The sequence below is a fragment of the Serratia sarumanii genome (assembly GCF_029962605.1).
GTDB lineage: Bacteria > Pseudomonadota > Gammaproteobacteria > Enterobacterales > Enterobacteriaceae > Serratia > Serratia sarumanii.
The window spans coordinates 2,631,452-2,648,145 of record NZ_CP124750.1 but is presented as its reverse complement, the minus strand read 5'-3'; the positions used below and the strand labels follow the sequence as shown (position 1 = coordinate 2,648,145).

Below are 16,694 nucleotides of genomic sequence, written 5' to 3'. Positions count from 1 at the left end.
CGGCGTTCGCCGGCTTTATTATTTCAGCGCAGCCAGCGCCGCGTCGTAGTCCGGCTCGGTGGTGATTTCGTTCACCAGCTCGCTGTACAGCACGTTGTCCTGGCCATCCAGCACCACGACCGCACGCGCGGTCAGGCCCGCCAACGGGCCTTCGGCGATTTCGACGCCGTACGCCTGCTTGAACTCGGCGCCGCGCAGGGTGGACAGGGTGACCACGTTGCTCAGGCCTTCCGCGCCGCAGAAGCGAGACTGCGCGAACGGCAGATCGGCGGAGATACACAGCACCACGGTGTTATCCAGGCCGCTGGCCAGCTGGTTGAATTTACGCACCGACGTCGCGCAGACGCCGGTATCGATGCTTGGGAAGATGTTCAGGACTTTGCGTTTACCCGCGAAGCTGCTCAGCGCTACGTCTGACAGGTCTTTGGCAACCAGTGAGAAGGCCTTGGCCTGTTCGCCCTGCTGTGGCAGTTTGCCCGCTACGCTGACCGGATTGCCTTGAAAATGTACTGTCTGAGTCATTGCTAGATTCCTTTTACAGGTGTTTATACAAAGGGTATGAACCTGATGAAACGGCGCACCGGCAACGGCATTTAACATCAGGTTCACACCCTGGCGCCAGTTTATGACAACCGGGGCGGATTGGATATCAAAGTTTGCTAAATAGTTGTATATATTAGGCTGTTCTATAAAACATCACCGGCGCATCAGCCTGGCTGAATGCGCAGTTTTCGCTCAGGAGCCGTTATGAGAGACATGCGTTTTTACCCGGAAGCCTGGCCGCTGCATACCGCCTTCGTGATTGCGCGCGGCAGCCGCACCGAAGCCCGGGTGGTGGTGGTCGAAATCGAACAGCAGGGCGTGCGCGGCACCGGTGAATGCACGCCGTACCCGCGTTACGGCGAGAGCGAGGAATCGGTGATGGCGCAGCTGGCAGAGATGGCGCCGGCGATCGCACAAGGCATAACCCGCGAGCAGCTGCTGGCGCAGATGCCGGCGGGCGCCGCCCGCAACGCGCTGGATTCGGCATTGTGGGATCTGGAGTGCCGCCTGCACGGGCAGAGCCTGTGGCAGCGCAGCGGCGTGGCGGCTCCGGCGCATATCCGTATGGCGCAGACCGTCAGCATCGGCACGCCGGAAGCGATGGCCTTCGCCGCGCGCGAACTGGAGCGGCAGGGTGCCACGCTGCTGAAGATCAAACTCGACGATCACTATATCAGCGAACGACTGGTGGCGATCCGCGCCGCGGTGCCGCAGGCGACGCTGATCGTCGACGCCAATGAGTCCTGGCAGGCGGAAGGGCTGGCGGCGCGCTGCCAGCTGCTGGCCGATCTCGGCGTGGCGATGCTGGAGCAGCCGCTGCCGGCCGGTGACGACGCCGCGCTGGAGCACTTTATTCATCCGCTGCCGATCTGCGCCGATGAAAGCTGCCACACCCGCGCCGATCTGCCGCGGCTGGCGCAGCGCTATCAGATGGTCAACATCAAACTGGACAAAACCGGCGGCTTGACCGAGGCGTTGGCGCTGGCGCAGGCCGCGCGCGAACAAGGGTTCGACATCATGCTCGGCTGCATGTTGTGCACGTCGCGGGCGATATCCGCCGCCTTGCCGCTGGCGCCGGCGGCGCGCTTCGTCGATCTGGACGGCCCGACCTGGCTGGCGCGTGACGTCGAGCCAGGCCTAGCGTTCGAATGCGGGGCGATCGTCGATATCGCCCCGTAAGGATTAATTCGGGTAGGTCAGCAGCTCGGTCATCGCGTCGATGTAGCGCTCGCTGGCGGCATCGGCGGAGATCGGCGGGAATTCGGCGGTGATGCACGGCAGCGACAGATCCGCGCACCAGCTGCCGAACGAACCGGGCGTTTCATAACCGACGCTGGTCACCAGCGGCAGTTCGAACTTGTGCGCCAGCCAAACGCCGAGCCGCGAGCTGGCGGGATCTTCGATGCAGGCCAGCGGCTCATGGAACGACACCACCCAGTGCGGCTTCAGGCGATGGATCAGGTGACACAGCGCCTGGGTTTCCGGTTCGGAACCGGGGCGCCCGCCGGTGGAGAGCTTGACGTCGCGCACCGGCGCCGCGCTGTTCCAGCGGTAGACGGTGTCGCCGGAGCGCCAGTTGGCGGCCGGGAAGTTGCGGTTCAGATCGACGCCGTTGGCATTGGCGCGCAGCCCAAGTTGGCAGCCGTCGGGGTTGACCGCCAGCACCACGTGGTGCCGCAGCTGCTCGGGGGCGATGCTGCGCAGCGCGCAGGACAGGGTCACGATGGCGGCGCTCTCATCGCCGTGGGTGCCGGCGATGATCAGCCCGGTCTGCGGGCCGCTGCTCGCCGCCGGGAAATAGAGCAGCGGCGCGCCCAGCAGCGAGCTGCCGTAGTTCTCTCCTGCGATGGCCAACTGGCCACGTTCACTGCGTGGTCGATGTTCGGTCATGGTGTTGTCCCTGGATTAAAGGTCGAGAGTCATTGTCATTTTATTCAGTGTATTACGCTTTGAGACATCTTTCCCATCGCAATTGTGCGGCGTTTGCGCGATCTGTGACGCGGCGGCGGCGAAAACGCCAATTAAACCGCACCTGGCCTGACGCTGTTGTTATACTAACGGCAGTGCTAAGCCAATCACCCGCAAGAGGATTTAACATGCCAGTAGCCAGAATCATCGCCAGCTATAGCGAAAATGAAAATGACACCATCACGCTGCTGTGCGGCGTGGACGCTGAAAACCAGATCCGCCAGGGGGAGTGGTTCGGCGTGGTGAAAAACGACGACGGGCGCGGGGATGAATCGAACTATCCGTTCACCCTGCATATCGATTACCAGAAAGATGCCTTCTACCTCGATTACGGCTACGACGACGCCGACGCGCGCCAGCTGCAAAAAACCGATATTTCGGCCCGTCCGCTGGCCGAGAAAGGCTTTTTCACCGTGTTCGATGAAGAAGAAGGCGAAGAGTTCAGCTACCGCATCAACAGCATCCACCTGTACGACTGACGGTCGCTGCTGCAAACACCGCCCGTGCCGCCCTGCGCCGCACGGGTTTTTTATCGCCTGAATCGCACTTTTTGCAACTTCTCGGCCGTGAGCGCTAGGCCGGACGGATCTTGTGCTATATGATAAAAAATTCAGATGGTTAACGGGGGAACATCATAATGACGGGAAGAAAAATGCAACGAGGTTTTCGTTTGGCGCTTTGCGCGGCGGCGATCGGCGCCTGTATGAGCAGCGCCATGGCGGCGCAGGTTCCCCCGGGCACCGCGCTGGCGGCCAAACAGGAAATCGTGCGCCATATTAAAGACGAACCGGCCTCGCTCGATCCGATCAAAGCGGTTGGCCTGCCGGAGGCCCAGCTGGCGCGCGATCTGTTCGAAGGGCTGGTCAATCAGGACGCCAGCGGGAAAGTGATCCCCGGCGTGGCTACGCGTTGGCAGACCAGCGACAACCAGACTTATATCTTCCATCTGCGCAAAGACGCGCGGTGGTCAAACGGTGACCCTGTCACGGCGAAGGACTTCGTCTACAGCTGGCAGCGGCTGGTAGAGCCGAAAAACCTGTCGCCGTTCGCCTGGTTCGCGCAGCTGGCGGGGATCCAGAACGCCGAGCAGATCATCAGCGGCAAATTGCCGGCCGATCGCTTGGGCGTGTCGGCGCCGGACGACTACACGCTAAAAGTGCAGCTGGACAAACCGGTGCCTTATTTCGTCAGCCTGACGGCCAACTTCAGCCTGTTCCCGGTGAATCAGGCAGTGGTGGAAAAATACGGCAACGACTGGACCAAGGTCGGCAATCTGGTGGGCAACGGCGCGTTCAAACTGCAGGAGCGGGTGGTGAACGAGAAGTTGGTACTGACGCCTAACGATCATTACTGGGATCATGCGCATACCGTGCTGACCAAAGTGACCTTCGTGCCGATCAACCAGGAATCCAACGCCACCAAGCGTTACCTGGCAGGTGACATCGATATCACCGAATCCTTCCCGAAAAACATGTATCAGAAGCTGCTGAAAGACATTCCGGGGCAGGTGTACACACCGGATCAGCTCGGCACCTATTACTACGCGTTCAACACCCAGCGCGCGCCGACCAACGACGTGCGGGTGCGCCAGGCCTTGTCCTATGCCATCGATCGCAAGATTATTGCCGAAAAAGTGCTGGGCACCGGCGAAAAACCGGCCTATCACTTCACGCCGGACGTGACCGCCGGGTTCAAACCGGAAGTGAGCTTGCTGCAACAGCAATCACAGGCGGAGTTGGACGCGCAGGCCAAGGCGTTGCTGCAGGCGGCCGGTTACGGCCCGAACAACCCGCTGAAGCTGACGCTGCTGTATAACACCTCGGAAAGCCACCAGAAGATCGCCATCGCCGTGGCCTCGATGTGGAAGAAGAAGCTGGGGATTGACGTCAAGCTGCAGAATCAGGAATGGAAAACCTACATCGACAGCCGCAACACCGGCAATTTCGACGTGATCCGCGCCTCCTGGGTAGGTGACTATAACGAAGCGTCGACCTTCCTGTCGCTGCTGACCTCGACCCACAGCGGCAACATCGCCAAGTTCAAGAACGCGGACTATGACAAGCTGCTGGCGCAGGCGGGGCGGGAAACCAATCCGGCGGCGGTGACCGCCGATTACAACAAGATGGAGCAGATCATTGCCGATCAGGCGCCGATCGCGCCGATTTACCAGTACACCAACGGCCGCCTGATCAAGCCGTGGGTAAAAGGCTACCCGATCACCAATCCGGAAGACGTGGCCTACAGCCAGACGATGTATATCATCAAACACTGAGTCGATTTATTTATCGCCCCCGTCTAATGCGGGGGCTTTATTTTTTTCGACGATGAAACTAAGAAGATAATTAATTATTCCACGCGATAAACCCCGTTTAATAATAAACAGGGTTACCATCATCACAGTATTTTCGCTATTTCAGAGAATGGTTACGCTTATAGACAGTCCCGCATGGCATCCACCACCACCCGGCCGTTCATGTCGGTTTGAGTGATGCGGTAACTGGTGGGGTACGAGCGTCGGGTGCTGAAACGATCGTGGACGGAGACCTTGCCAATCTGCAGGCCGGCGGCGTTTTTCACCACAAACTCACTGATCTCTTCCTGGCCCTGGTTTTGCAAATGGATATTGCTGATTTTTTCCAGCGTATCGCTGGCGTTTATTTTTAAATGGTCGCGTAACATAACTACCTCCTCGTAGTGAGAAAAGTATATGCCCCTAAAATTTGCGCTGAAACAGCTTTGTGTTGATTTATTATTATCATTTTGAATTAAAAATGATAGCAATATGTTAAGTCATAATAATAACGGCATTGCCAGCGCTTTATCGGCGATATTGCCTGATTTGTCGGCAAAGGTTTATTTCATTGCCGTTATTATTAGTCTGCATTAATGGGGAAAAGCGCCTGCCTGGCCGCCGGGGCGGAAAATACGCAGGCGACGTTGTGCCCGCAGCCGGGAACGATCGTTAATCGATGCGGCTTCTCCGGCGCCAGGTAATGCCGATCGTAGTCGGCGTAGGCCAGGGCGCGCTGCAATCGATAGGGGCCCTGCAACTGGGCGGCGCAGGATTTGTCGAGTATCCGATAGTAGGCGCCCGGCGCGGCGCCGGTATCCTCGGCGGCGGCCAGATAGGTGATATCGGCGGCGGCGTAACGCCGGCGGGCCGCGTCGGCGGTGCGCTGCAGGTGAGCGGGAAACGCTTCCAGACCGTATTTCCATCGGTTGGCCTGCGGACAATGGCCGGCGTCCAGCGTTTGCCAGCGAAAACGGCAGGTTTCTTCACTGCTGCAGTTTCCCCAACTGGTGGGCAGAGGGCGCAGGCGATCAAAATAGAGCCAGCTGCCGGGATCGGCCACCACATAGCGCAGACGCACTCCGCGTGGCGGCTGGGCAAAGCCGACATAATGCTGCACGAACTGGGCGCCGGCGGAAAAACCGGCCACGGTTATCGACTGCAGCGACGGCCAGCGCCGTTTCAAATCGGCCAGCAGGTTATCCATGGCGTTGAACGAACCGGTCTTCCCGCCATTATCCAAGCCGCCCTCGACCCAGGAGCCGCAGCGCCACAGGGCGTCGCCGTCTTGCGGCTGGGGCAGACCGGCGGAATGGCAGTGGGCGGCGAGTTTTACCGGTACCTGAAACAGCGGGGCGACCAGCAAGCTGCTGTCTCCCGCGTCCTGCGCGGCGTCGATCGCCGCTTGCAACGTCCTGGCGGCGTCGCGTGGATGGCCGTGCATCACCACCAGTGCGCTACGCGGCTGGGGGGATTGAGCGTGAGCGACAAAATAAGGCAGGGAACCGGCCGCCGTCGGCGCGCGATAGGGCGTGGCGAGGCGCTCCAACACTGGCTCTGCACGAACCGATTGGCTGAACAGCAGCAGGGCGGCCATTGCGATGCACCGCAGGCGGCGCATTCTCGTCAGTCTCGGCGCAGCGCAGTGCGCATTTGTCTCAGGACTTCCCGGCATCGTTGTTCCTCACGCGCTCGTTGGTAGTAGCGATAAAAGGCGCGTTCCGAGCTGAGGTTACCCGCGCGTGCCAGCTGTCTGAAGGTCAGGTATGCCAGGCTGAACATAATGATAATAAATAATAAGCCGGGGAACAGCAGCTGCCAGCCGTCGGTGATGCGCGCATTAGGCAGATAGCTGAGTGAATGGGGCGTAATCAATACCCCTGACTGCTGCAGTCCCCATTGAGTCAACGCGGGGAACAGTACCAGCAGCGTGACGAACAGCAAATACAGCAAAAAATAGCGGCACGAAAGCAGGAAACGCTTGAAAGCGTTATTGGCGCTTGGCCGCAAAACGAAGCCCGCGGACGTGGCGCGCAAGATTTGCTGGCGGCCACCGGTGAAGCGATAACGTTCCAGCGCCGCTACGCTGTCCGGCAATGCCAGCAGCAGTTGCAGCGCAGTAAGGCCGGCGCTGCTATTGCCGAGATAGTCGCGAAATCGCAACAGGCGTATGGGGGCGCTCTGGCGCTTCTCGACGGATTCGAGCAGGTTCAGCAGCTTATCGCGGTTTTCCCGCCGAATGCGAAAAGGGGTTTTGACGACGGCGATAAACAGCGTAATGACGGTCGGTAAGACGATTTTCAAAATATCTGCGGCGCTGATTTGTAACATGCGAGTCTCCTCTCGGGCTGTCTTGCGTTCCTTGCGGCAGAAGTATAGACCACGCTTATAGGACAACGTGAAAACTGGCGTTACAGCTTGGCCTTTGATCTCCAAGGCGTTAACGCTAGACTCAGCAACATAAGCAAGACTGAGGGGATAAATGAATGGATGTGATTGAGGGGAGCGAGCTGCAGATCGCCGATGCGGTTTACGCCTACCAGTTGGACGGCAAGGGCGGCGTCACGCCGATCGAGCAGGATGACACGATCACCTGCGACGCGCCGTGCTGGCTGCATCTTGATTACGCGCACCCGGCCAGCGCCGAATGGCTGAGCACCACGCCGCTGCTGCCGGACTCGGTGCGCGAAGCGCTCTCCGGCGAAAGCTCACGGCCGCGCGTCAGCCGCCAGGGCGAAGGCACCATGATCACCCTGCGCAGCATCAACTTCAACGCCAATTCCCGGCCGGACCAGCTGGTCACCATTCGCGTGTACATCACCGATAAACTGATTGTCTCTACCCGACACCGCAAGGTGTATTCCATCGATCAGGTGGTGAACGATCTGCAAAGCGGCGCCGGGCCGACCAACAGCGGCAGCTGGCTGGTGGAAATTTCCGATGCGTTGACCGATCACACCAGCGAATTTATCGAAGATCTGCACGACAAGATCATCGATCTGGAGGACGCTTTGCTGGAACAGCAGGTGCCGGAGCGCGGCCAGCTGGCGCTGATCCGTAAACAGCTGATCGTGCTGCGCCGCTATATGGCGCCGCAGCGCGACGTCTTCGCGCGGCTGGCCAGCGACCGTCTGCCGTGGATGAGCGATGACGATCGCCGCCGCATGCAGGACATCGCCGATCGCCTGGGGCGGGGATTGGACGATCTGGACGGCAGCATCGCGCGCACCGCCATCTTGTCCGACGAAATCACCACGGTGATGGCCGATGCGATGAACCGCCGCACTTACACCATGTCATTGTTGGCGATGGTATTTCTGCCTACCACCTTCCTGACCGGGTTGTTCGGGGTCAACCTTGGCGGCATTCCGGGCGGCGGCAATCCTCTCGGTTTTGCGGCGTTTTGCCTGATGCTGGGCGGGTTGGTGCTTGGCGTCGCCTGGTGGCTGAAGCGCAGCCGCTGGCTGTAGGCAAAAATGACGAAAACCCGGTTAACATTGAGCAATATCAACATTTAGCCGGGGGAAATGGGGCATGATCTCTCTCGCAGGTGAATGCAACGTCAAGCGATGGGCGTTGCGCTCCATAATTGTCTTACTTTCTTATTTTTGAATTACTGCATAGCACATTTGATTCGTACAATGCCGGTTTAATCACCGGCATTTTTTTATTCGGCATTCCTCTTTTCTTCAGGCTGCGCTTTCATCCCAGAAGCTGGCTTCAATCTTGTGCCCATCCAAATCACGGACAAAGCAGCCGTAGTAAGCCTCGCCGTAGTGCGGCCGCGAACCGGGCGCGCCTTCATCGGCGGCGCCGGCCAGCAGCGCCTGGCGATGGAATTCATCCACCTGTTGCTTGCTGGTGGCGAAAAAACCGACGTGCGTGCCGTTGCCGGGCGAGGCCGGCTGGCCGTCGATCGGCACCTGCAGCCAAAATTCCGGGTAGTCGCGGCCGTAACCGATGGCACCGGGATGCTCCAGCACGCGTCGACAACCCAAGGCGGCCAGCGTGCGATCGTAAAAGGCGGCGGCGGCCTCGAAATCGTTGGAGCCCAGCGAGACGTGGGACAGGCAGGGGGTGATATTCATTGCGCGATCTCCATATGACTGTATAAATAAACAGTATAGGGTAAAAACGGCACCGCCCAGTAAATTTTGCGCAAACTGTGAACAGGATCGAGATCGTCGAGAGAGGGGAATGTCGCCGCTTGCAGAGGGCAAGCGGCGAGAGGGGCTTATTTGATTTCCAGCACGTTCAAACGCTCTGGCGCAGGCACCGAGTCGTCCGAGTCTTCCGGCTGCCAACCGACGGGCTGCATCGGGATGTCTTCGCGATCGAAGGCCAAATCGCCGCCGTCCACCACGGCGCTACCGTGGTGAATGCCTTTGAAATCGAACAGATTGATGTCGCTCAGGTGCGAAGGCACCACGTTTTGCATGGCGCTGAACATGGTTTCCAACCGGCCAGGGTAACGCTTGTCCCAGTCGCGTAGCATATCGCCGATCACCTGGCGCTGCAGGTTAGGCTGCGAGCCGCACAGGTTGCATGGGATGATTGGGAATTCCTTGGCGATCGAGAAGCGTTCGATGTCTTTCTCGCGGCAGTAGGCCAGCGGGCGGATCACCACGTGCTTGCCGTCGTCGCTCATCAGCTTGGGCGGCATGCCTTTCATCTTGCCGCCGTAGAACATGTTGAGGAACAGCGTCTGCAGAATGTCGTCGCGGTGGTGGCCCAGCGCGATCTTGGTGGCGCCCAGTTCGGTGGCGGTGCGGTACAAAATGCCGCGGCGCAGGCGCGAGCACAGTGAACAGGTGGTTTTGCCTTCCGGGATCTTGTCTTTAACGATGCTGTAGGTGTTCTCTTCGACGATCTTGTACTCCACCCCCAGGCTTTCCAGGTAGGCGGGCAGAATATGCTCCGGGAAGCCGGGCTGCTTCTGATCGAGGTTCACCGCCACCAGGGAGAAGTTGACCGGCGCGCTCTGCTGCAGATTGCGCAGGATCTCCAGCATGGTGTAGCTGTCTTTACCGCCGGACAGGCAGACCATGATGCGGTCGCCTTCTTCAATCATATTGAAATCGGCGATCGCTTCGCCCACGTTGCGGCGCAGGCGCTTTTGCAATTTGTTGAGGTTGTACTGCTCTTTTTGGCTAACGGATTGCTTTTCTGACATTTAAATCGTGCTCATTCTCAATGGGGGGCACTAGGGGCATGGCGTTGTAGCCGCGAGTTTACCATTCAACCGGCCGCTTTTGATCATTATTCATCATCCTGCTGCCACGCGCCCGACGCGAGGCCTGTATGGTACGGATTGCGCGCAGGAATGCCAGCGGGTTTTTGCTGCGGCTGACGCCGGCGGTAAAAGAACAGGGCGCGAATCGCTCGCGCCCTGAGGGAGGTTACTCTGCGGCGGATTTTTCCGCCTTGCCGGCCAGCAGGCTGAGGAAATCGTATTTCTCCTGCAGCTCTTTCTCGGCGGCCTGATACAGCGCGCTGGCCACTTCCGGTTGCTGCGCGTTCAGGCGGCGGAAACGCTGTTCTTTCAGCAGCGTTTCCGACAGGCTGCTGTTCGGCGGCCGCGAATCCAGCGCCAATGCGGCCTTGCCCTCGGCGCTGCGGCGCGGATCGAAGCGGTACAGCGGCCAGAAGCCGGTGGCGGTCAGCTGTTTCATCTGATCGTGGCTGAGCGCCAGATCGTAGCCGTGCTCTTCGCACGGGCTGTAGGCGATGATCAGCGACGGCCCCGGATAGGCCTCGGCCTCCTGAATCGCTTTCACCGTTTGGTTGAGCTGCGCCCCCAGCGAGATCTGCGCCACGTAGACATGGCCGTACATCATCATGCTGACGCCCAAATCCTTGCGCGCCTTGCGCTTGCCGTGTTCGCCGAACTTGGTCACCGCGCCGAGCGGCGTGGCCTTCGACTGCTGGCCGCCGGTGTTCGAGTAGCACTGGGTGTCGAGCACCAGCACGTTGACGTTCTCCGTCAGGCTGAGGACGTGATCCAAACCGCCGAAGCCGATGTCGTAGGCCCAGCCGTCACCGCCGATCAGCCAGATGGATTTATCCACCAGGTAGTCGGCGCCGGCCGCCAGCTGGCGCGCGTCTTCGCCTTCTAGATTGGCCAACAGCGTGCGCAGTTCGGCGATCTGCTTACGGCGCGGCTCCGGCGCCACGTCGCCCATCTGCAGGGCATTGACCAACCGCTCCGGCAGCTGCGGCGCCAGAGCATTCAGCAGGCGCAGCACTCGCGCGCGATGTTGATCGACCGTTAAACGGAAGCCCAGGCCGAATTCGGCGTTGTCTTCGAACAGCGAGTTGGCCCACGCCGGGCCGCGCCCTTCGGCGTTGGTGGTGTACGGCGTGGTCGGCAGGTTGCCGCCGTAGATCGACGAGCAGCCGGTGGCGTTGGCGATCAGCAAGCGGTCGCCATAGAGCTGGGTCAACAGCTTGATGTACGGCGTTTCGCCGCAGCCGGAGCAGGCGCCGGAGTACTCGAACAGCGGCGTGATCAGCTGCGAAGTGCGAATGTCGATGCGCTCCAGCTGCGCCGGATCGATTTCCGGCAGCTGCAGGAAGAAGTCGTAGTTGTCTTTCTCCGCCGTCAGATTATCGAGGCGCGAAGCCATGTTGATGGCCTTGATCTCCGGGTTCTGGCGATCTTTCGCCGGGCAGACCTCGACGCACAGGTTACAGCCGGTGCAATCCTCCGGCGCTACCTGCAGCACGTATTTCTGGCCGCGCATATCGCGCGCTTTGACATCCAGCGACTGCAGGGAGGCGGGGGCGTGCTCCATCTCCGCCGGCTGAACCACCTTGGCGCGAATGGCGGAGTGCGGGCAGGCGGCGACGCAGTGGTTGCACTGGGTACACAGGTCGGGCTGCCAGATCGGGATCGCTTCGGCGATGTTGCGCTTTTCCCATTGGGTGGTGCCCACCGGCCAGGTGCCGTCCGGTGGGAAGGCGGAAACCGGCAGCGCATCGCCCAGCCCGGCCAGCATCGCGGCGGTGACGGTTTTGACGAAGTCCGGCGCGGCGTCCGAGACCACCGGCGGGCGCATCGGGCTGCTGACGTCGACCGGCTGCAGCGGGATCTCGGTCAGCGCGGCCCGGGTGGCGCCCAGCGCCTGCCAGTTGCGCTCGACGATCTCCTGGCCCTTGCTGCTGTAGCTGCGGGCGATGGCGTCCTGCAGCTGTTGCAGCGCCACGTCGCTCGGCAGGATCTGCGTCAGGTGGAAGAACGCCATCTGCATCACGGTGTTGATGCGCGCGCCGAGCCGGCATTCGCGCGCCAGCTTGGCGGCGTTGATGATATAGAAACGCGCCTGGCGTTGGTGCAACAGCGCCTGAACCTCCTGCGGCAGGCGCGACCAGACCTCGTCGGCGCCGTAAGGGGTATTGAGCAGGAAGGTGCCGCCGGGCTTCAGGCGTTCGACCATTTGGTACTTATCGATAAACTGCAGCTGGTGGCAGCCGATGAAGTCCGCGTGGCTGACCAGGTAAGCCGAGTTGATCGGCTGCTCGCTGACGCGCAGGTGCGACACCGTCAGGCCGCCGGCCTTTTTGGAGTCGTAGACGAAATAGCCCTGGGCATACAGCGGCGTGGCGTTGCCGATGATCTTGATGTTGTTCTTGGTGGCCGAGACCGAGCCGTCGCTGCCCAAACCGTAGAACAGGGCTTCCAGCGAGGCGCGCTGCGGCAGGATTTCGTCGCTCAGCGGCAGCGAAAGCCCGGTGACATCATCGAAGATGCCGACGGTAAAGCGCGGGCGCGGCTGCGGCTGGGCCAGCTCGCGGAACACCGCCAGCGCGCAGTCGGGGCCGAATTCTTTCGACGACAGGCCGTAACGGCCGCCGATCACCCGCGGCAGCGTGGCGCGCTCACCCCGGCTGTAGGCTTCCGCCAGCGCGGTCATCACGTCCAGATACAGCGGCTCGGCCAGCGCGCCCGGTTCTTTGGTGCGATCGAGCACCGCGACGCTGCGCACGCTGTCCGGCAGCGCGCCGAGCAGGTATTTGGCGGAGAACGGCCGGAACAGCCGCACCTTCAGCACGCCGACTTTCTCGCCGCGGGTCAGCAGGGTGTCGATCACCTCTTCGCAGGTGCCGGCGGCGGAGCCCATCACCACCACCACGCGCTCGGCCTGCGGGTGGCCGTAATAGTCGAACGGCCGATAGTGGCGGCCGGTGAGGGCGGCGAAGGCTGCCATGGCGTCGATCACGTGCTGGCCGGTGGCGTCATACCACGGGTTGGTGGCTTCGCGCGACTGGAAATAGGTGTCCGGGTTGGCGGAAGTGCCGCGCACCACCGGATGATCCGGCGACAGCGCCCGGCTGCGGTGAGCGTCGATCGCCGCCTGTGGCAGCATTTGCCGCAGCGTATCGTCGCTGAGCGGTACGATCTTGTTGATTTCGTGCGAGGTGCGGAAGCCGTCGAAGAAATGGATAAACGGCACGCGCGCGTTGAGGGTGGCGGTCTGCGAGATCAGCGCGAAGTCCTGCGCCTCCTGCACGCTGCCGGCGCACAGCATGGCGCAGCCGGTCTGGCGCACCGCCATCACGTCCGAGTGGTCACCGAAGATGGACAGCGCGTGCGTGGCTACGGTGCGCGCGGCGACGTGCAGCACAAACGGCGTCAGCTCGCCGGCCAGTTTGTACAGCGTCGGGATCATCAACAGCAGACCCTGCGATGAGGTGAACGAGGTCGACAGCGCGCCGGTTTGCAACGCGCCGTGCACGGTGGCGATCGCGCCGCCTTCCGACTGCATTTCCACTACCCGGGGAATATCGCCCCAGATGTTTTGCCGGCCATCACCGGACCAGGCATCCGCCTGCTCCGCCATGGTGGAACTCGGCGTGATAGGGTAGATGGCAATCACTTCGTTGGTGCGATAGGCCACGGAAGCGACTGCATTATTACCATCTGTAGTTATCATCGGCGTTACCTTTTCATTGCTCTCAAAGCCGCGAAAGCGCACTTTCGCAGTAATGGAAAAAAGTCTAACAGAGGGTTTGAACGCGGCTTTATCGTGTTTGTGTGGCGGGTGACAAATCGTCAAAGGCCTATTTCCTCGTCGATTGGGGGCCGGCGGCAATAAATTGTTTTCACCGTTTAAAGACAATTTATTTCCGGCACGTCATAATTGCGCATCGGCAAACTGACAGAAGAAAATCATGAGCGCATTTATGTATTTGACGATGGCGATAGTCGCGGAAGTGATCGCCACCACCATGTTGAAAGCCTCCGAGGGCTTTACCCGCCTGTGGCCGTCGCTGCTGGTGGTGCTGGGCTACGGCGTGGCATTTTGGGGGCTGTCGATGGTGGTCAAGAGTATGCCGCTGGGCATCGTGTATGCGATTTGGTCAGGCATGGGGATCGTGCTGGTGTCGGTCGCCGCGGTATTTGTTTATCAGCAAAAATTGGATTGGCCGGCGATCGTCGGCATGGGATTAATTATTGCCGGCGTGCTGGTGATTAATTTACTGTCGAAAGCCACGGTGCACTGAGTGTTATTTTAATGTGAAAAAAGGCCGGCGCGACAGCAAGTCGCGCCGGTTGAAGAATTCAGCCATCATTCACTGAAAATAGTGGAATGCTAATTACTTAGCGCCGCCAGCATAGACGCAAATATCGTCCTCTCCGGTAGCAAAAAATGCGCCGTATCACTGAAAGCACGCGAAGATAACGAATACCGATATCGCGAGAGAAACTTCCTGGTCGGCAGCGGTGACGTTATCACTTCCTGCGTGCGGCCGGGGCCTGGCAGCGGGTGGCGCCGTCACGTTTGGCACCGCGCGCCGGTGCGGAAATATTCTGCAAACAAAATAAATGTCCGGCCGACGCAAAAAAACGACAAATAATGGCTGGAATATATTTTCATTATTTATATATCGAGCTAGATTAAACAAGTTTGCATCAAAGATAGCGAAACGTGTCCGCCAAGTGACGCGCGTTATCAGCAATGGCGATTTTACACAGCGCAGTTCCGGGTTCAGGAGTGGGATAATGACAACATCAAAATGGCTGCTTGCCAGCGCCGTGCTGCTTTTAGCCGCCTGCAGCAGCAATAACGAAGAGCCAGTACAGCAGGGCAACAGTGCCAGAATCAATACGTTGCAGACCAGCGCCGGTTGCGCGGCGGTCGGCGGCGTCACCACCATCGCGCACAACCTGAACGGTGAAGCGCTGCGCATGTGCCAGATGCCGAACGGCAAGCAGTGCGAAGAACGCACGCTGGGCCTGGGCAGCTGCGCCGGGTAAGCCCGCGGCGCCAGGCCTGGCGCGCAGGATCAATACACCCAATCGCGCAGGGTGTAGATAAGCGTGTGGCCGCTGCCGTTGAGCGTCAGCTGCTGGGCGTTTAGCGTCACTTCGGCGCCGTTTTCCAGCACGGTGCCGATCACTCGATCCCAGCGGTTGCGCTGTTCATCAGGGCACAGCCTGCGCGTCGTGGCCAGCGGTTTCACCGTCAGCACGCCGTCGCGTAATTGCCCCTGGCCGAAGAAGCGGTTGCACATCGCGCCGGAGACATGCAGGTTCTCGCCGAACTCCAGATTGAGCAGGCCGCCGCCCGCCGGTGGCTTCGCCGTTTCGCCATCCACGCTCTGCAACACGAAGTTGTGATGCAGCAGATCGCCCGGCGTGACGGCCGTATGTGGTTTCATGCTGCACCCCGCTAAAGCCAGCGCCGCAAGGGCGGCTACCGTGGTTTTTCTCATCGCGTTCTCTCAAATAAACAGGGCGCCGCAAGGGCGCCCCGAGGTGACGCTCAGGCGTTCAACTGGTTCGGGCAGGCTTCGCCGCGATCCAACTGGCTGATGTTCTGCAGCGTGGTTTGCGAAATGCTGGTCAGCGCCTCTTCGGTCAGGAAGGCCTGATGGCCGGTAAACAGCACGTTGTGGCAGGCCGAGAGGCGGCGGAACACGTCGTCCTGAATCACGTCGTTAGACTTGTCTTCAAAGAACAGATCGCGTTCGTTCTCGTAAACGTCCATTCCCAGCGCGCCGATTTTCTGCTGCTTCAGCGCGTCGATGGCGGCGGTGGAGTCGATCAGCGCGCCGCGGCTGGTGTTGATCACCATCACGCCGTTTTTCATCATCGCAAAGGCGTCGGCATTCAGCAGATGGTGGTTTTCCGGCGTCAGCGGGCAGTGCAGGGTGATCACGTCGGACTGCGCGTACAGCGTTTTCAGGTCGACATACTCCGCGCCCAGTTCCAGCGCCTGTTCGCTCGGGAACGGGTCGTAAGCCAGCAGCTTCATGCCGAAGCCTTTCAGAATGCGCATCGTCGCCACGCCGATTTTACCGGTGCCGATCACGCCGGCAGTGCGGTTGTGCATGTTAAAGCCGATCAGCCCTTCCAGCGAGAAATTGGCGTCGCGGGTGCGTTGATAGGCGCGATGAATACGGCGGTTCAGGCACATCATCATGCCTACCGCGTGTTCCGCCACGGCTTCCGGTGAGTAGGCCGGCACGCGCACCACCTTGATGCCCAGTTCTTTGGCGGCGTCCAGATCGACATTATTGAAACCGGCGCAGCGCAGGGCGAGAATTTCGACGCCCAGCGCCGCCAGTTCTTCGAGCACTTCACGGCTGCCGTCGTCGTTGACGAAGATACACACCGCCTTGCAACCGGCGGCCGTTTTGGCGGTTTTTTTGCTGAGTAAAAAGTCGAAGAATTCCAGCTCATAGCCAAACTGCTGATTCACCAGTTCGAGATATTTACGGTCATACTGTTTGGTACTGTATATCGCCAATTTCATCGTGGTTTCTCCACCGTGATTTTGTGATCAATTTAACAGATTTTAGTAAATTCGACAATTGGTTAGCAGTTTGTCCCGCGCGGGGCTTGTTCTATCAGACAGGGGAGTGAAACCGGCCCGCATTGGGCCGGTTC

General features: G+C 60.1%; 16 protein-coding genes. 6 read left to right on the top strand and 10 right to left on the bottom strand.

Annotation, left to right across the window (positions count from 1 at the left end):
- Window positions 1-18 precede the first annotated feature (18 nt).
- Window positions 19-522: a thiol peroxidase gene (gene tpx, locus SSARUM_RS12590; RefSeq protein WP_004930536.1), complete on the bottom strand. Its 504-nt coding sequence runs from the start codon at window positions 520-522 to the stop codon at window positions 19-21.
- 225 nt (window positions 523-747) lie between these two features.
- Here tpx and ycjG point away from each other — a divergent pair, with 225 nt between their 5' ends.
- A complete protein-coding gene (gene ycjG / locus SSARUM_RS12585; RefSeq protein ID WP_033634682.1) occupies window positions 748-1,722 on the top strand; it encodes an L-Ala-D/L-Glu epimerase in 975 nt (324 codons plus the stop codon).
- A 3-nt stretch (window positions 1,723-1,725) separates the two neighbouring features.
- Here the strand turns inward: ycjG and mpaA are convergent, their stop codons facing one another.
- Window positions 1,726-2,433, bottom strand: coding sequence for a murein tripeptide amidase MpaA (gene mpaA, locus SSARUM_RS12580; RefSeq protein WP_047567263.1), 708 nt, complete (start codon window positions 2,431-2,433; stop codon window positions 1,726-1,728).
- Window positions 2,434-2,639: 206 nt separating this feature from the next.
- Here mpaA and SSARUM_RS12575 point away from each other — a divergent pair, with 206 nt between their 5' ends.
- On the top strand, window positions 2,640-2,990 hold the full coding sequence (locus SSARUM_RS12575; protein WP_015378006.1) for a hypothetical protein: 351 nt from the start codon (window positions 2,640-2,642) through the stop codon (window positions 2,988-2,990).
- Window positions 2,991-3,148: 158 nt separating this feature from the next.
- Window positions 3,149-4,783, top strand: a complete 1,635-nt coding sequence (locus SSARUM_RS12570) for a peptide ABC transporter substrate-binding protein (RefSeq protein WP_039565939.1) — start codon at window positions 3,149-3,151, stop codon at window positions 4,781-4,783.
- 158 nt (window positions 4,784-4,941) lie between these two features.
- Here the strand turns inward: SSARUM_RS12570 and SSARUM_RS12565 are convergent, their stop codons facing one another.
- The 3 genes from SSARUM_RS12565 to SSARUM_RS12555 all read right to left on the bottom strand — a co-directional run bounded on the left by SSARUM_RS12565 (window position 4,942) and on the right by SSARUM_RS12555 (window position 7,237).
- A complete protein-coding gene (locus tag SSARUM_RS12565) occupies window positions 4,942-5,190 on the bottom strand; it encodes a hypothetical protein (RefSeq protein WP_033648443.1) in 249 nt (82 codons plus the stop codon).
- Window positions 5,191-5,384: 194 nt separating this feature from the next.
- Complete coding sequence (locus SSARUM_RS12560; protein WP_060430139.1) at window positions 5,385-6,422, bottom strand: hypothetical protein; 1,038 nt, start codon at window positions 6,420-6,422, stop codon at window positions 5,385-5,387.
- 5 nt (window positions 6,423-6,427) lie between these two features.
- Complete coding sequence (locus SSARUM_RS12555) at window positions 6,428-7,237, bottom strand: hypothetical protein (RefSeq protein WP_223181992.1); 810 nt, start codon at window positions 7,235-7,237, stop codon at window positions 6,428-6,430.
- Between the two features lie 50 nt (window positions 7,238-7,287).
- On the opposite strand from SSARUM_RS12555, the gene zntB reads away from it, so the two are divergent.
- A complete protein-coding gene (gene zntB / locus SSARUM_RS12550) occupies window positions 7,288-8,271 on the top strand; it encodes a zinc transporter ZntB (RefSeq protein WP_033648440.1) in 984 nt (327 codons plus the stop codon).
- Window positions 8,272-8,490: 219 nt separating this feature from the next.
- Here the strand turns inward: zntB and SSARUM_RS12545 are convergent, their stop codons facing one another.
- The 3 genes from SSARUM_RS12545 to nifJ all read right to left on the bottom strand — a co-directional run bounded on the left by SSARUM_RS12545 (window position 8,491) and on the right by nifJ (window position 13,734).
- Window positions 8,491-8,889, bottom strand: a complete 399-nt coding sequence (locus tag SSARUM_RS12545; RefSeq protein ID WP_033648439.1) for a VOC family protein — start codon at window positions 8,887-8,889, stop codon at window positions 8,491-8,493.
- A gap of 146 nt (window positions 8,890-9,035) precedes the next feature.
- Window positions 9,036-9,974 carry a tRNA 2-thiocytidine(32) synthetase TtcA gene (gene ttcA, locus SSARUM_RS12540; RefSeq protein WP_033648438.1) on the bottom strand — a complete coding sequence of 313 codons (939 nt, stop codon included), beginning with the start codon at window positions 9,972-9,974 and terminating at the stop codon, window positions 9,036-9,038.
- Between the two features lie 226 nt (window positions 9,975-10,200).
- On the bottom strand, window positions 10,201-13,734 hold the full coding sequence (gene nifJ, locus SSARUM_RS12535; protein ID WP_060430134.1) for a pyruvate:ferredoxin (flavodoxin) oxidoreductase: 3,534 nt from the start codon (window positions 13,732-13,734) through the stop codon (window positions 10,201-10,203).
- Window positions 13,735-13,972: 238 nt separating this feature from the next.
- Here nifJ and ssmE point away from each other — a divergent pair, with 238 nt between their 5' ends.
- Both ssmE and SSARUM_RS12525 read left to right on the top strand, forming a co-directional pair.
- Complete coding sequence (gene ssmE, locus SSARUM_RS12530) at window positions 13,973-14,305, top strand: multidrug efflux SMR transporter SsmE (protein ID WP_033634669.1); 333 nt, start codon at window positions 13,973-13,975, stop codon at window positions 14,303-14,305.
- 499 nt (window positions 14,306-14,804) lie between these two features.
- Window positions 14,805-15,059, top strand: coding sequence for a DUF333 domain-containing protein (locus SSARUM_RS12525; RefSeq protein WP_015377999.1), 255 nt, complete (start codon window positions 14,805-14,807; stop codon window positions 15,057-15,059).
- Between the two features lie 29 nt (window positions 15,060-15,088).
- Here the strand turns inward: SSARUM_RS12525 and hslJ are convergent, their stop codons facing one another.
- Window positions 15,089-15,517 (bottom strand): heat shock protein HslJ, encoded by a 429-nt coding sequence (hslJ, locus tag SSARUM_RS12520; RefSeq protein WP_033653061.1) that lies wholly within the window; start codon window positions 15,515-15,517, stop codon window positions 15,089-15,091.
- A gap of 50 nt (window positions 15,518-15,567) precedes the next feature.
- Window positions 15,568-16,560, bottom strand: a complete 993-nt coding sequence (locus tag SSARUM_RS12515; RefSeq protein WP_016927571.1) for a 2-hydroxyacid dehydrogenase — start codon at window positions 16,558-16,560, stop codon at window positions 15,568-15,570.
- Window positions 16,561-16,694 lie beyond the last annotated feature (134 nt).

Excerpts from the sequence above, each read along its gene's own strand:
- ssmE (WP_033634669.1), top strand. The coding sequence starts at position 13,973 with ATGAGCGCATTTATGTATTTGACGATGGCGATAGTCGCGGAAGTGATC.
- tpx (WP_004930536.1), bottom strand. The coding sequence starts at position 522 with ATGACTCAGACAGTACATTTTCAAGGCAATCCGGTCAGCGTAGCGGGC.
- zntB (WP_033648440.1), top strand. The coding sequence starts at position 7,288 with ATGGATGTGATTGAGGGGAGCGAGCTGCAGATCGCCGATGCGGTTTAC.
- SSARUM_RS12560 (WP_060430139.1), bottom strand. The coding sequence starts at position 6,422 with ATGCGCCGCCTGCGGTGCATCGCAATGGCCGCCCTGCTGCTGTTCAGC.
- hslJ (WP_033653061.1), bottom strand. The coding sequence starts at position 15,517 with ATGAGAAAAACCACGGTAGCCGCCCTTGCGGCGCTGGCTTTAGCGGGG.
- nifJ (WP_060430134.1), bottom strand. The coding sequence starts at position 13,734 with ATGATAACTACAGATGGTAATAATGCAGTCGCTTCCGTGGCCTATCGC.
- ycjG (WP_033634682.1), top strand. The coding sequence starts at position 748 with ATGAGAGACATGCGTTTTTACCCGGAAGCCTGGCCGCTGCATACCGCC.
- SSARUM_RS12525 (WP_015377999.1), top strand. The coding sequence starts at position 14,805 with ATGACAACATCAAAATGGCTGCTTGCCAGCGCCGTGCTGCTTTTAGCC.
- ttcA (WP_033648438.1), bottom strand. The coding sequence starts at position 9,974 with ATGTCAGAAAAGCAATCCGTTAGCCAAAAAGAGCAGTACAACCTCAAC.
- SSARUM_RS12515 (WP_016927571.1), bottom strand. The coding sequence starts at position 16,560 with ATGAAATTGGCGATATACAGTACCAAACAGTATGACCGTAAATATCTC.
- mpaA (WP_047567263.1), bottom strand. The coding sequence starts at position 2,433 with ATGACCGAACATCGACCACGCAGTGAACGTGGCCAGTTGGCCATCGCA.
- SSARUM_RS12570 (WP_039565939.1), top strand. The coding sequence starts at position 3,149 with ATGACGGGAAGAAAAATGCAACGAGGTTTTCGTTTGGCGCTTTGCGCG.
- SSARUM_RS12575 (WP_015378006.1), top strand. The coding sequence starts at position 2,640 with ATGCCAGTAGCCAGAATCATCGCCAGCTATAGCGAAAATGAAAATGAC.
- SSARUM_RS12565 (WP_033648443.1), bottom strand. The coding sequence starts at position 5,190 with ATGTTACGCGACCATTTAAAAATAAACGCCAGCGATACGCTGGAAAAA.
- SSARUM_RS12545 (WP_033648439.1), bottom strand. The coding sequence starts at position 8,889 with ATGAATATCACCCCCTGCCTGTCCCACGTCTCGCTGGGCTCCAACGAT.